This window comes from Paenibacillus sp. FSL W7-1279 (genome assembly GCF_037969845.1).
Taxonomy (GTDB): domain Bacteria; phylum Bacillota; class Bacilli; order Paenibacillales; family Paenibacillaceae; genus Paenibacillus_AQ.
Genome location: NZ_CP150215.1, coordinates 5,538,259 through 5,551,392 on the forward strand (window position 1 = coordinate 5,538,259; position 13,134 = coordinate 5,551,392).

Consider the following 13,134-nt stretch of genomic DNA (forward strand, 5'->3'; position numbering starts at 1 on the left):
AATCTAGATGTCCAAAGCGGATAATATGCTGTCGATCTTGTGGATGCTCCGCTCGGGCAAGAAGATGACCGCACAGCAAATTGCCGATGAGCTGGAAATCCATGTCCGAACGGTGTACCGCTGCATCGATTCGTTATGCGCCAGCGGCGCGCCCATCATTGCCGATTCCGGGCCGAACGGCGGCTTTCGGATCCTCGGGCAGTTCGCGGAATCCCCGCTGATGTTTGACGCCGAAGAGCAGAAAGCATTAGTGCACGCTTCGATCTTTGCCAAAGAAACCGGCTATCCGTATACGGACGCACTGGAGCGGGCGATCGACAAGCTGAAGCTTTATACAAATGAGGAGCAGCTTCATCAGATCGAACGGCACAGCAGCGGCATCTCGGTTTTGCAGCCCCCTGTCCATACCGGGCTTCAGCCGTTGCTGCAGACGCTGGAGAATGCCGCGGCGCAAGGACAAACCTTGAAGATGTCGTATTCGAAGGGCAGGGAAGGCGAGCGCGTCGTCCGAAACTTCGACCCCTACGGCATCATCCATTGGAAGGGTCAGTGGTATGCTGCCGGCTTCTGCCATCTGCGCCAAGAGATTCGCAATTTCCGCGTGGATCGGATCATCGGGCTGGAGCTGACAGAACATGTATTTGAACGGCCCGCTGACTTTTCGGCCAAGGATGTACTGCTTGGCAGTCTTCTGCCCGATTCAGGCAGCCGTGAACCACTGATCCATGTCGTCGTCCAAGGCCATGAGCATGTACTGAATGAATTAAGCCAGCATTGGTTATTTGGACATACTCTCGTGAAACGTCGTGATGGAGAAGCTCATTTCCAACTGGATACGTCTTCGCTGATGTCCTATGTTCCCTATTTTCTACTCCCTTACGGCAAAGCTTTAACCATTCTGGAGCCCGCTTCTCTCGTGCTCAAACTGTCAGAGATCACGACAAGCATGGCGCTCCATTACGAACGCATGCTAAGCGACATGACCAAAAAGGAAGGGTGAACCCGATGGAGAAGTTCGCGATGTACGGAAAGCTGATTGCCCATCCCGGTAAACGGGATGAACTTGCGGAGATCCTGCTCGAAGCGGCAGCGATGCTTCGCGATAACGTAGACTGTGAGCTCTATATCGTCAACATTTCGGACAGCGATCCGAATGCCGTATGGGTCACGGAATTGTGGCGCAGCCAAGACGCGCATGCCGCTTCGTTGCAGGGAGCCGATACGTCCGAGCTGCTGCAGCTCGGGCGTCCGCTGATCGCCGGCGCGGAGCCGCTCAAGCTTAAGCCGCTTGGAGGAAAAGGTTTTTAGGCAAACCTGATCAGAAGAATAGAGGCTATCCCCGAATCGAATTTCAGGGACAGCCTCTTTTTTGCTATATATTGTTCCGATATTCCGAGGGGCTGTAACCAACCTCTTTACGAAACGTTTTCGAGAAATAGTTCGCTGATTCAAAGCCGGTTGCGTCTGCAATTTCTTTGATGCTTAGAGAGGTGGTTCTTAGCATGAGTTTGGCCTGCTCCATCCGCTTGAGGCTTAGATATTTTTGCGGCGTGATCCCAAAATGCCGTTTGAAGTACTTAATAAAATAATTCGGATGCAAATGCAGCGTTCCCGCCATCTGCTCCAGCGTAATCTCCTCATGCAGGTGATTCTTAATGTACTGCTGCACTTTGTGGAGCCTGCCCATATCTTCCATTTTGTCCGTATGAATCTGCGGCTGCTGGTGCTCGAACACGCGGGACAGGATGTCCAGCATCACCGACTTTTCCTTTAACCGCGCAGCTATCGTACCGGTACGGTGCGCTTCCACCAACTGCTGGAATAATGATGGAATCTCCGCATTGCCCGATAAATCATAACAATAAGGAACGTTCAACCAGGAAAACACGTCGGAATCGCCTACGGTCGCCGAGAAGTGCGACCAGTATTTAAGATAGGGGCGGCCGCTGATGACGGAGTAGGATTGCCTGGTGCGTGCCGGCATCAGAACCAATTGACCCGGAACGGGATACAGCTCCTCATCGCCGATCTTCACCCATCCTTCCCCATCCAGGATAAAATAGAGCTTGTTGTAAGACACGGTGTAGTCGAATTCCTTCCACTCCGGCCAGCACTGCGTTCTTTCGGCCTCCCAGATCTGAACCTGCATGTTCAGGAGCATCTGCTGAATGGCTTCATGTTCATTTCGTTCATTCTTCATCTTCGATTATCCTCTAAAGTTATTATAATACCCGTCAGAGTTAAGTAATTATCTATTCATACTAACACATTCTTGTTAAAATCAAACTCGACAATTCCAAGAATCGGAGGTTTGAATCCATGACAACGACTACCACTCCAACCATTCAAGTCATCCACGATCGCAACCAGCGCGTGCAATGGTTCCAGAACGACCGTTTCGGCATGTTCATCCACTGGGGGCTCTACTCCATTCCGGCCAGAGGCGAATGGCTCCGAAGCACGGAACAGATGAGCATCGAAGACTACCAGACCTATTTCGATGAATTTGATCCCGTTGACTATAACCCTCGGGAGTGGGCCAGAGCGGCCAAGAAAGCTGGCATGAAATATGCGGTGCTGACGGCCAAGCACCACGACGGATTCTGTTTGTTCGACAGCAAGCTGACCGAATATAAATCAACGAATACCAAAGCCGGGCGGGACCTCGTGCAGGAGTTTCTGGAAGCATTCCGTGAAGAAGGCCTTAAAGTCGGCCTCTACTTCTCACTGATTGACTGGTACCATGAGGACTATCCGGCCTATGGGGACCGCATTCACCCGATGCGGGCGAACGAAGCCTTTAAGCGCGATCCGAAAAACTTCGACCGATACCTGGATTACATGCATGGGCAGGTGCGGGAGTTGCTGACAGGCTACGGCAAACTCGATATCATGTGGTTTGACTTCTCTTATGATAACATGCGCGGCGAGGTGTGGCGCGCTACCGAGCTGATGAAGATGATCCGCGAACTCCAGCCGCATATTCTTATCGATAACCGGCTTGAAGGCAGCGGCGAGAGCGGGGGCAGCATCTACACTACCGATCCTTCCGTTTACAGCGGAGATTTCGCTTCGCCTGAACAGATCATTCCGCCGCACGGCGTCGTGGATCAGACAGGTGCCCCGATCCCATGGGAAGCCTGCATCACGTTGAATAACAACTGGGGCTATGCAGCCGCTGACCGCAATTACAAATCGGCAACCACGATCATCCGTAAGCTGGTGGAATGCGTCAGCAAGAACGGCAACATGCTGCTGAACGTCGGACCAGACGCGAGAGGCGTCATTCCTAAGGAGAGCCTCGACGTGCTGGAGGAAATCGGTGACTGGATGAGCAAGAACGGCGACAGTATCTATGGCTGCGCGGCCGCCGATTATCCGAAACCGGATTGGGGGCGGTATACCCAAAAAGGCAATAAGCTGTATGCCCACGTTTTTGAGGAGTCCATCGGACCGATCAATCTCATAGGTATGGCCGACAAGGTGAAGAAGGCCCGTCTGCTGGCTGACGGATACGAATTGTTCCTCAGCCGCCCATGGAGCGCAGCGGAATTCACCGAGGACGCATTTGTGAATTTCGCGCGACCTGAACACTTCACGTATCCGCTTCCCGACAAGCGCAATACCGTCATTGAACTCGAGCTTCATGACGAATCGGATCGTTCATAGCGCCAAGCCGGCCTATACCCTGGCTTACATTCCTGAATAGAGCCTGACACGATGTTTTGTTACATCGTGCCAGGTTCTTTTTTTATACCCAGAAGCTCCATCATCCCTGTAATCTCACGCAGCGTCTATACTTAAAAAAACATATTGCAAGTCAACTGTTTATACAATATACTAATTATCAATTAAACTGTTTATCATATATACAATTTATAATTCAAGGAGATGAACCTAACATGAGTAACTATGCTGTTGAGATTCGTCAATTGCGTAAAAGCTTTGGACATCAAACCGTCCTGGACGGGATCAACCTGAACGTGCCGGCAGGAAGCGTATTTGCCCTTCTCGGTCCCAACGGCGCCGGCAAAACCACCTTAATCAACATTCTATCGACCTTGGTGACACCCGATGCAGGCAGTGTGCGGATCAACGGATATGATCTGGAAGAGGGCAAGCAGGATGTCCAGAAGTCCATTAGTCTGACCGGCCAGTTTGCTGCCGTCGACGAAGTATTGACCGCGGAAGAGAATCTGCGGATGATATGCAGGCTGTCGGGTTTATCCGCAGCGGAAGCACGCCTGCGAACCGCCGAACTGCTCGAACAATTCGATCTCGCAGCTGCTGCAGCCAAGCGCGTGAAGACGTATTCGGGCGGAATGAAAAGACGGCTTGATCTTGCGATCAGCCTTGCCGTGCCGCGTCCCGTTCTGTTTCTGGATGAACCGACCACGGGACTGGATACACGCAGCCGCCGTACCCTGTGGGATATCATCCTGCAATTGAAGAGTCAGGGCATCACCATACTGCTGACCACGCAGTATTTGGAAGAAGCCGATCAGCTTGCGGACCGGATTGCGGTCCTGGATAGTGGACGAATCGTTGCTGAGGGGAGCCCGGCTGAGCTGAAGACGCAGGTCGGAGGTGAAATGCTGGAGCTCCGCAACGTACACGACGAGGTGATTCACAGGATTCCGACAAACGGCAGCATCAGGGATGTCGCGCAGACGCTTCAAGAGTTGACTCGCCTGCTTCCTAGCGAGACGCGTGTAAGTCTTCACAGACCAAATATGGATGATGTATTCCTGTCGCTAACCGACAAGAAATTGGAGGAAATTGTATAATGAGAGCAACAGCTTCGAACTCAAAAACAGCGTCTTTAGCGGTCACCCAAACCGTCTTTATCGGTCGCAGCTTACGTCACAGCATCCGAAACGCGGAAGCGATGATAACGGCGATGGTGCTGCCGATCATGTTGATGCTGCTGTTCACCTATGTATTTGGCGGCGCCCTCGATCCCAGCGGACAGTATGTTAACTACGTGGTTCCGGGGATCATCCTGCTATGCGCCGGCTTCGGATCGTCCAGCACGGCCGTCGATGTCTCCCAGGATATGACCAATGGCATCATTGACCGCTTCCGCACCATGCCCATTCAAAGCATCAGTGTCATTACAGGACATGTGGTAGCCAGCCTTGCCCGAAACATGCTGGCGACATTCGTCGTTATCGCTGTAGCTCTGCTCGTCGGATTCAGACCTTCGGCCGGACTTCTGGATTGGATTCTCGCCATCGGTTTGATCGCGCTGTTCATCTTTGCCTTCACTTGGCTCTATGCCGCCATCGGCCTCGTTGCAGGCAGTCCGGCAGCGGCCGGCAGCTATGGATTCGCCCTGCTATTCCTCCCCTACCTCTCCAGTGCCTTCGTTCCTACCGAGACGATGCCGACATGGCTGCAAGGAATCGCAAGCTACCAGCCGATCACCCCGGTCATCGAGTCCATTCGCGGGTTGCTGACGGGTGGATCTGTCCAGGATCACATCGGCTGGGCAATAGGATGGTGTCTGTTCATCCTTGTCGCCTCTATGGTATGGGGCATGTGGACCTTTAAGCGAAAAGCTGGTCGACGTTAAATATGCTTTAAGCGCGGTAACCATTCAAGCATGCCCCGGACCACACACCGCATAGAGGGAGCAGTACTCACAATATAGTATTGCGTTTTTAAGAGCCACATAAGGGAGTTCGTCCTCCTTCCAGCGGCGGTCATGTCCGTCCGGAAACGATATTTACCAAACTAGATCCTGGTCCCCCGGATCAGGCTTTATGAATTAGCAAAAAACCGATCCTCATACGAGGATCGGTTTTTTTACTCAGCTGCGGCACACTTTTTCTGCATGCTCTTACAGCATACTCATACAGCGTACTCATACAGCGTACTCTTATTGTGTATACTCTTACAGCATACTCTTACTGTGTACTTTCTTAATGCACTTTCTTTCTGTCTGTACTCTCTTACTCCACACTCTTACAACCACGACCTGTAACTTTGACGAATATCATGACTTGTCCGACTGTCCGGGCTGTGTCTTGGCCTGAAGATAATGATCAATGCCGTCCAAGATGCGTTCCAACCCGAAATCAATGTCGTTGCCAATCGGGTTCTCTTCCTGATTCTCTTCCGTGTAGACTCCCGACATCACAACCGGATGCAGGAATGGAAACCGATCCGGCGTTACAAGTTGTTTCAGCGCGGCCGTATAATCGAGTCCGCTAAATTGTTCCGGGGTGGATCCTGCCTGCAGGGCGCGGTCCATGTCCCGCTGCATCATGCCGCTTGATCTTGAATAATTGCTTAACAGGAGAATCAAAGACATCCGCTCATAATCATTCAACGGCATGTCCTTCATGAAGCGCAGGCCCCAGTCGATAAATCGCAGATTGTTTGGCGTAAGGGGGATACCCGCAATCGGTATGTCGCCGAACCAGGGATGGTCACGGAATACCTGCATCGTCGATTTGACGTAGATTCGCATATTCTCGCGCCAATCCGCGGAATCTTCCGGTGGAATGGGAATATCGCACACGGCGTCCTGCATCAGGAGCAGCAGGTCATCCTTGCTGGTAATATACCGGTACAGGGACATGGCAGTAAAACCCAAAGCGGATGCGATCCGATTCATGGAGACCGCCTGAAGCCCTTCTTTATCAGCGATGTCGATGGCCGTCTGCACAATCTGCGTCAGGCTCATCTCCCGTTTCGGTCCCCGCTGCGGCGGCTTTACCAATCCCCAGCTCAGAGCCGCCCCTCCGGGAAGCTTGGATCCAATATCCGGATCTATATTCTCATCTTTTGACATGATTTGTGTATCCTTTCTGCATGCTAGCTTCTGATGTGCATTGATAATTGTTTATATTATAAACAGTATATCATATGCGTTGATTCTTATGTACAGAGTAGAATATGAGCATACTTGCTAGGATACCAAACTTGACGCACCGTGCACTCATACATGCGTCAATATGTTGACCAGCTTCCCGAACGGATCGCGGACAAAAAAGCGTCTTACTCCCCAAGGCTCATCAACGGGTCCGTATTCAATGGAAAAGCCCGCCGACCTCATCTCTTCCAGCACAGCCTCTATCTCATCCACTTCGATTGACAGATCCGGGACGGGCGTGCCGCCGCCTCCCTCGGAAGCAAAGCTGATCTGTATGCTCATCCTCTCCTGCGAGCCATAAGTGGCAATCCAGCCATGATCCATTAACATATCCAGACCCAGCACATCTTGATAAAACGTCTTGGCTGCGGCGACATCCTTCGTTACGACATTCGCGACAATGCGTTTAACTCCCAACTTGTCTCCTCCATTCATTCATTCATTCATTCATGCTAAAGAAAGTCATTGCATCCATGCTGTACGCGCCCTTATGTAAAATACATAACTAAAGTATAACAAATCCTTCCAACAAAAAAAGCTGTTGAGGTTTACTCAACAGCTGATTTCCTTAGCCCTTTGATGCAGTGGTCCCTCCATGCAGAAGCCCAAGGCCTGCGCTCAAACTTATGCTTACTCGATACTATGAACCAAGCGCTCCCAAAGAGGGTTGCTATCGTCATGGATGTATCCTTAAGTTAAGCGGAACTTGCGGTCGGCCTAATGATGATTTCATTTACATCGACTTCAGGCGGCTGCCCGATAGCATATACAATCGCTTGCGCAATCGAAGTCGCCGGAATGGATATTCTTCGATATTCCTTCATGACCTGTCTGGCCGTATCATCGGAGATACTGTCGGCCAGCTCCGACTCCGTTACCCCCGGCGATATTTGCGTGACCCGTATACCGCTTCCGACCTCCTGCCGCAGGCCCTCCGAGATTGCCCGAACCGCATGCTTGGTCGCACAATAAACGGCTGCGGTTGGCGATACTTCGTATGCCCCGATGGAAGCAATATTAATAAATTGACCAAAGCCCTGCTTCTGCATCACCGGCAGCCCTGCCGCAATGCCATGGAGGACGCCGCGGATGTTCACATCGATCATCCGGTTCCATTCGTCCACCTTCAAGGCCTCCAAGGGTGACAGAGGCATGACGCCAGCATTGTTGAGCATGACATCCAGCCTACCGAATCGGCTCACCGCCAAGTCAATGAAAGATTCCATTTGATCGAGATGAGCCACATTCAGCGATTGGTAAACAGCTGATCCGCCTTCCCGATTCAATGCGGAAGCAAGCTTCTCCAGCCTGTCCGTCCTTCTCGCCCCAAGAACCACATGAGCACCGTGATGTGCCAGCAGCCGGGCTGCCGCTTCACCGATCCCGCTGCTTGCGCCTGTAATGGCCACGACTTTTCCTTTAACGTTAGACATACAGCTCTCCTCCTGATACCTGTTCTGTACTTTTAAGCCAAACCGTTCTCTTCTATCTCGCACGTTTAGTTTTCCCGAACCAATACCATCCCTGCATGATAGAGAACGCCGTCCCGAAAATCACCGTCAGCCGTGAATCCGGTATCATCCACATATTCGATGTGATCGCCTTGAATGAAATAGCGTCCTTGATAAGCGCTTTTCCGCCGGCCCCGTGCTTCATCATAACGACCGTTTGGCAGCAGTTCGTGGCGAATGTATCCGTCCTTGGTCACCCACATGCCTATATAGGGATGCTGAACCTCATTCCCATTAAGAGCTGGATCCATTCCAATACCTCCTCATTACACTTATCTGATCCTCTTGAGTTTCATGCATAACCGTCTTGCCTTCAACCATCGAGGATACTCTAATTATGCCTTCATGGAGTATTTATCCGGTAGCCGAATCCACCATGATTCTTGCCTATTCCTGCAAACCTGATTAAGATTAAATCAAATACCATCGGAGGAGGCTCGCCGAACCGGGATGTTAGATCATGGAGGAAGCAATCTGCAGAATGAACTTGCAGGATACATCGAAAAATATACGGGTACGGACGGTACCCATACTACGCCTATACCCAATCTATCTTTAATACGGGCAACCGACGGGACGGAATTGATCCACACCATTCACGAGCCCGCACTTTGCATCGTAGCTCAAGGCAGAAAACTAATCATGCTGGCACAATAAAGCTATTTTTATGACTCGAACAGTTATCTTGTCGTCTCGCTGCAATTGCCCATATCCGGCCAAGTGATTCAGGCATCACCGGAGCGGCCCTACCTGTGCCTTAGACTGGATTTGGATCGACATCTGATCTTCGACCTCATTCCATCCTGCCAAGAAACTCTTCCTAAGAAAACCGACTCCACAAAAGCCCTCTTTGTCAGCTCGATGAATCAGGCACTCCTGGACGCCGTCGTCCGCCTCGTGCGCCTTCTGGATACGCCGGAGGATATTTCCGTCCTTGCTCCCCTGGTCACGAAGGAAATTGTTTATCGAATCCTTCAAGAGGAACAAGGCCAATCCCTGAAACAATTTGCCGTCAGCGGCAGTCATGCGCAGCGAATCGCGGCAGCGGCCCAGTTGATTGAGCGGGATTATAATCAGCCCCTTCACATCGCTGATCTGTCCGCTGCCGTCAATATGAGTCCTTCTTCGCTTCATCATCACTTTAAGGAAATCACCGCCATGAGCCCGCTGCAATATCAAAAACAAATCCGATTGCAAGAGGCGCGCCGACTTATGCTCTCAGAAACATCCGCAGCTGCGGATGCCGCCTTTCAGGTCGGCTATGAAAGTCCCACTCAGTTCAACAGGGAATATGCCCGCATGTTCGGTTTGCCTCCGATCCGGGATATCAAGCGTCTGCGCGAGTCATTGGACCTCGGCCCTAGGCAGGGCCATGCTTAATTTGACCAGACAGCTCAAGGGAACGATTTCGCCAAATACAAAAAAACGGCATGGCTGCCGTTTTTCTATTTTGAGCATCCCATGCCCTTCATTCTGTTTTTTCCCTATCCCTTCGTTCCGCCTTGCAGCCCGAAGCCCTTGGACATGAACTGCTGGGAGAGAATATACATGATGATCGCCGGAATGGCGTACAGCACCGAGAAAGCGGCCAGGCTGCCGTAATCGACCATGCCATACTGCCCGAAGAACTGATAGAGCTTCAAGGAAGCCGGGAACTTCTCCGGCGACTGCAGCAGGATATATGGAACGAAGAAATTGCCCCAGCTGCCCGAGAAGGTAAATATCGCGACCGTACAAATACCCGGAACCATCAGCGGCGCCACCACCTTGCGCATTCCCGTAAACACCGAAGCGCCGTCCACCCAGGCGGCTTCCTCCAGATCGCTCGGCACGGAATCCATGAAATTCTTCATCATCCATATCCCGTACGGCATGGACGATGCTACATAAAACAAGATGACGCCAAAAATATTGTCATACAGCTTGAGCCCCAGGAACAGCTGGTACACAGGCACCATTACGGCCGTAATCGGGAGCGATGTCATAAACAGAATGGTCAGCATAAAGGGCTTTTTATATTTCATCTGATATCGGGATAGCGGATAAGCTGCGAGCAGCGCCAGAAGAACAACCAATACGGCTTGGCCAAGCGACATCACAAGACCAATCAGATATGCGCGCTGGTTCTCGCTGCTGGTCATCACCTCTACGTAGTTTGCACCGGTAACCCTGCTGGGCATCTTCAGCGATTGCATCGCATTCGGATCGACGGAAGCCACGAGCACCCAGAGCAGCGGCAGCACAAAGCAAATACCGATCCCCGTTAGGATCGCGTACGGCAGAATTCGATAGATTAATTTACGTTGTTTGGCATTCATATGATCTCACCTCTGGTTACTCTTTCATCGACCTGATATACAGCAGGCTTAACACAATCCCGATCAGCAGCAGCAGCAGCGAAATGGCGGTTCCATAGCCTAATTGATAGTTCACAAATGCCTGATTGTACATGAAGATCGGCAGGGTCGTCGTCGAATTGCCCGGACCGCCCCCGGTCATCGCATAGATGAGTCCGAACACCCCAAGCGTCTGCAGCGTAACCAGCATCATGTTGGTTGTAATGGTGCTTTTAATGTAGGGAATAATGATGTGCGTGAAGATTTTCCACTTGGAGGCTCCATCCACCACCGCCGCTTCCTCAATTTCGTTAGGCACATCATCCAGCGCTGCTTGAAATACCAGCATCGAGAAGGCGGTGCCGTGCCAGATGTTCGCAAGAATGATGGTCAGCATCGGGACGGTAAACAGCCAGGTCACTTCCGAAAATCCAAAAAAAGTGATGATCGCATTCAGCGTGCCTTCATCCCCGAAGAAACTGTACAAGCAAAGAGCACATACAATCTCGGGCGTCACCCATCCTGCAAGCACAATCGTTCCAATCACTCGCCGAAACGTTTTGTTTCTCTGCTTCATCAGCAGCGCGATCAAAAATCCCAGCACCTGCTGCCCGATCACAGCCGAGCCGATGAGGAAAACCAGCGTGTTCCATATACTGATCCGAACCGTGGGGTCCTGGAACATCCGGGTATAGTTGTCAAGGCCGATAAACTTAAGCTCCCTCGCCGCTTCGCCGGTTAACGCCAGGTTGGTGAAGGAATAGAAGAACGTTAACAGAATGGGATATATAAAAAACACGAGCATAATCGCGATTGAAGGAAGCAAAAAAAAGAGCCAGGTATACGTTTTTCTTCGTTTCGGGTAAACGTCTACGGACAGACTGCTCATGGTTCGTTCTCCTTTTCGTGCAGATGATCTGAAACACCGCTTGCCCAAGCCTCCGCGATACATGGAGCGCTTGAGCAAGCCGGTTCTGTACGTATAGCCGATTATTTCTCCAAGATATGATCCGCTCCGACAATGCGGGTGACGTCCTGCGCATATTTATTCATGGCATCTGCAGGCGATGTTCCCGTTGCTACGGATTCCACCATGGTCTGAATCTGCGTCGACACTTCCGGATACTTCTCCTGGGCCGGTCTAAACTCTGCGTTCTGCAGGTATTCGGTCGCGATTTCGTTAAACGGCATTTTCGTATATTCCGGATCCTTGGCAACATCGGCACGGACCGTGATATTCCCTGAGGACATGACAAGCTTCTGCGTATTTTCCTTGTTTAGCGCATACTTGATAAATTCCCAAGCCTCGTCTTTGTTCTTGGAGTTGCTTGGAATCGACAGCGCCCACCCTCCGGCTAGCGTAATCGATCCAGGGTCCTGCCCTTGGCTGGTCGGCATCGGCGCGAAGCCGAGAACATCTTTGTATTCAGGCCATGGCGCCGCGCCTGATTCCATATAGTTACCTGTGATCCAGGATCCATCCAGGGAAATCGCCAGCTTGCCTTGCGGCAGGTATTCGCGGGAAGCCGTGTTGCCTGCCTGACCATTCAATACTTTGGAGAGCGGGGGGCCAAGCTTCTCTTTATTGACCGTCTCCACAAAAGTCAGCGCGTCCAGAATGCCCTGGCTTTTTGTAATCCATTTGCCGCTGGCATCGTCATACAGCCTTTCTCCAGTTCCGTAGAGCAGCATTTCATAGGTTTGCATGGAGGTAGCTTCGCCTGTAGCCTTGCCCATGTTCATCCAGATCGGCACAACGTCAGGCGCCTTCTCCTTGATCGTACGCGCAGCGCTTAAGACCTCCTCCCAGTTCTTAGGCTGCCAATCCTCCGGAAGACCTGCCTGTTTGAAAATGTCCTTGTTGTACCAGAGGCCCCTGGAATCCGTATTGTACGGTACGCCATAAACCTTGCCATCGCTGGCAGTAACCCCCTTCTTCATCGCTTCGATGAAGGAACCGTTGCCCCAGTCTTCCCATCCCGCCAATTTATCGTCAAGCGGTTCGAGATAACCTGCGCTTGCATCAGAATTCAGGATAAAGGTATCCTCTGTCACGATATCCGGCGCCGTATCTTTTGACTTGAGCGCCAAGGCCACCTTGGCAAAATAATCGCCTTCCGAGGCCTGAATCGGTGTCGGCTTAATCTCTACGCTTTTGTCAGGGTAGCTGGCCGAAACTTCCTTGAGCCATTTATAGAACGCTCCGTTCTCGCCGATCCCGTCATCCCGAAACGTTACAGTAATGATTTTCTTGGCCGTCTCTCCATCCTTTCCTGGCTCCGGATCGCCGGTATCGGCCGGCGCTCCCTTCCCCCCGGTACAACCGAATAACAAAGAAACGCTTAATAAAGCCGTCGTTACTAGCCAAAAACCCCTCTTGCCTGACTTCATACTACTCCCTCCTTTT

The 13,134-nt window shown here is 51.5% G+C and carries 13 protein-coding genes and 1 pseudogene; 6 read left to right on the forward strand and 8 right to left on the reverse strand.

Features of this window, described 5'->3' with window-relative positions:
• Positions 1 to 7 precede the first annotated feature (7 nt).
• Together MKY82_RS25020 and MKY82_RS25025 are read left to right on the forward strand one after the other, a co-directional pair.
• Positions 8 to 1,000: a YafY family protein gene (locus MKY82_RS25020; protein ID WP_339294613.1), complete on the forward strand. Its 993-nt coding sequence runs from the start codon at positions 8 to 10 to the stop codon at positions 998 to 1,000.
• A 5-nt stretch (positions 1,001 to 1,005) separates the two neighbouring features.
• A complete protein-coding gene (locus MKY82_RS25025) occupies positions 1,006 to 1,308 on the forward strand; it encodes an antibiotic biosynthesis monooxygenase (RefSeq protein WP_339294614.1) in 303 nt (100 codons plus the stop codon).
• A gap of 64 nt (positions 1,309 to 1,372) precedes the next feature.
• Here MKY82_RS25025 and MKY82_RS25030 read toward each other — a convergent pair whose 3' ends face one another.
• On the reverse strand, positions 1,373 to 2,200 hold the full coding sequence (locus tag MKY82_RS25030; RefSeq protein ID WP_194543999.1) for an AraC family transcriptional regulator: 828 nt from the start codon (positions 2,198 to 2,200) through the stop codon (positions 1,373 to 1,375).
• 119 nt (positions 2,201 to 2,319) lie between these two features.
• On the opposite strand from MKY82_RS25030, the gene MKY82_RS25035 reads away from it, so the two are divergent.
• The 3 genes from MKY82_RS25035 (at position 2,320) to MKY82_RS25045 (ending at position 5,575) form a co-directional block, all read left to right on the forward strand.
• Positions 2,320 to 3,669 (forward strand): alpha-L-fucosidase, encoded by a 1,350-nt coding sequence (locus MKY82_RS25035; protein ID WP_339294615.1) that lies wholly within the window; start codon positions 2,320 to 2,322, stop codon positions 3,667 to 3,669.
• Positions 3,670 to 3,902: 233 nt separating this feature from the next.
• Positions 3,903 to 4,787 (forward strand): ATP-binding cassette domain-containing protein, encoded by an 885-nt coding sequence (locus tag MKY82_RS25040; protein WP_339294616.1) that lies wholly within the window; start codon positions 3,903 to 3,905, stop codon positions 4,785 to 4,787.
• Positions 4,787 to 5,575 (forward strand): ABC transporter permease, encoded by a 789-nt coding sequence (locus MKY82_RS25045; protein WP_339294617.1) that lies wholly within the window; start codon positions 4,787 to 4,789, stop codon positions 5,573 to 5,575. The genes MKY82_RS25040 and MKY82_RS25045 overlap by 1 nt, the downstream gene beginning before the upstream one ends.
• A 423-nt stretch (positions 5,576 to 5,998) precedes the next feature.
• Here MKY82_RS25045 and MKY82_RS25050 read toward each other — a convergent pair whose 3' ends face one another.
• The 4 genes from MKY82_RS25050 to MKY82_RS25065 all read right to left on the reverse strand — a co-directional run bounded on the left by MKY82_RS25050 (position 5,999) and on the right by MKY82_RS25065 (position 8,642).
• Complete coding sequence (locus MKY82_RS25050; RefSeq protein ID WP_339294618.1) at positions 5,999 to 6,799, reverse strand: TetR/AcrR family transcriptional regulator; 801 nt, start codon at positions 6,797 to 6,799, stop codon at positions 5,999 to 6,001.
• A gap of 147 nt (positions 6,800 to 6,946) precedes the next feature.
• Positions 6,947 to 7,297, reverse strand: coding sequence for a VOC family protein (locus MKY82_RS25055; protein ID WP_339294619.1), 351 nt, complete (start codon positions 7,295 to 7,297; stop codon positions 6,947 to 6,949).
• A 278-nt stretch (positions 7,298 to 7,575) separates the two neighbouring features.
• Positions 7,576 to 8,313, reverse strand: a complete 738-nt coding sequence (locus tag MKY82_RS25060) for an SDR family oxidoreductase (protein WP_220684265.1) — start codon at positions 8,311 to 8,313, stop codon at positions 7,576 to 7,578.
• Between the two features lie 65 nt (positions 8,314 to 8,378).
• Positions 8,379 to 8,642, reverse strand: a complete 264-nt coding sequence (locus MKY82_RS25065) for an Atu4866 domain-containing protein (RefSeq protein WP_220684264.1) — start codon at positions 8,640 to 8,642, stop codon at positions 8,379 to 8,381.
• Between the two features lie 199 nt (positions 8,643 to 8,841).
• Between MKY82_RS25065 and MKY82_RS25070 the strand changes: the two are divergent.
• Positions 8,842 to 9,771 (forward strand): annotated as a pseudogene (locus tag MKY82_RS25070) (AraC family transcriptional regulator).
• A gap of 104 nt (positions 9,772 to 9,875) precedes the next feature.
• Here the strand turns inward: MKY82_RS25070 and MKY82_RS25075 are convergent.
• The 3 genes from MKY82_RS25075 to MKY82_RS25085 form a co-directional block, all read right to left on the reverse strand.
• On the reverse strand, positions 9,876 to 10,709 hold the full coding sequence (locus tag MKY82_RS25075) for a carbohydrate ABC transporter permease (protein ID WP_113060616.1): 834 nt from the start codon (positions 10,707 to 10,709) through the stop codon (positions 9,876 to 9,878).
• Between the two features lie 16 nt (positions 10,710 to 10,725).
• On the reverse strand, positions 10,726 to 11,616 hold the full coding sequence (locus MKY82_RS25080; RefSeq protein WP_194544008.1) for a sugar ABC transporter permease: 891 nt from the start codon (positions 11,614 to 11,616) through the stop codon (positions 10,726 to 10,728).
• A 101-nt stretch (positions 11,617 to 11,717) separates the two neighbouring features.
• Positions 11,718 to 13,118, reverse strand: a complete 1,401-nt coding sequence (locus tag MKY82_RS25085) for an ABC transporter substrate-binding protein (protein ID WP_071223248.1) — start codon at positions 13,116 to 13,118, stop codon at positions 11,718 to 11,720.
• Between the last annotated feature and the right edge of the window lie 16 nt (positions 13,119 to 13,134).

Excerpts from the sequence above, each read along its gene's own strand:
- MKY82_RS25020 (WP_339294613.1), top strand. The coding sequence starts at position 8 with ATGTCCAAAGCGGATAATATGCTGTCGATCTTGTGGATGCTCCGCTCG.
- MKY82_RS25050 (WP_339294618.1), bottom strand. The coding sequence starts at position 6,799 with ATGTCAAAAGATGAGAATATAGATCCGGATATTGGATCCAAGCTTCCC.
- MKY82_RS25060 (WP_220684265.1), bottom strand. The coding sequence starts at position 8,313 with ATGTCTAACGTTAAAGGAAAAGTCGTGGCCATTACAGGCGCAAGCAGC.
- MKY82_RS25030 (WP_194543999.1), bottom strand. The coding sequence starts at position 2,200 with ATGAAGAATGAACGAAATGAACATGAAGCCATTCAGCAGATGCTCCTG.
- MKY82_RS25040 (WP_339294616.1), top strand. The coding sequence starts at position 3,903 with ATGAGTAACTATGCTGTTGAGATTCGTCAATTGCGTAAAAGCTTTGGA.
- MKY82_RS25085 (WP_071223248.1), bottom strand. The coding sequence starts at position 13,118 with ATGAAGTCAGGCAAGAGGGGTTTTTGGCTAGTAACGACGGCTTTATTA.
- MKY82_RS25035 (WP_339294615.1), top strand. The coding sequence starts at position 2,320 with ATGACAACGACTACCACTCCAACCATTCAAGTCATCCACGATCGCAAC.
- MKY82_RS25065 (WP_220684264.1), bottom strand. The coding sequence starts at position 8,642 with ATGGATCCAGCTCTTAATGGGAATGAGGTTCAGCATCCCTATATAGGC.
- MKY82_RS25045 (WP_339294617.1), top strand. The coding sequence starts at position 4,787 with ATGAGAGCAACAGCTTCGAACTCAAAAACAGCGTCTTTAGCGGTCACC.
- MKY82_RS25075 (WP_113060616.1), bottom strand. The coding sequence starts at position 10,709 with ATGAATGCCAAACAACGTAAATTAATCTATCGAATTCTGCCGTACGCG.
- MKY82_RS25080 (WP_194544008.1), bottom strand. The coding sequence starts at position 11,616 with ATGAGCAGTCTGTCCGTAGACGTTTACCCGAAACGAAGAAAAACGTAT.
- MKY82_RS25025 (WP_339294614.1), top strand. The coding sequence starts at position 1,006 with ATGGAGAAGTTCGCGATGTACGGAAAGCTGATTGCCCATCCCGGTAAA.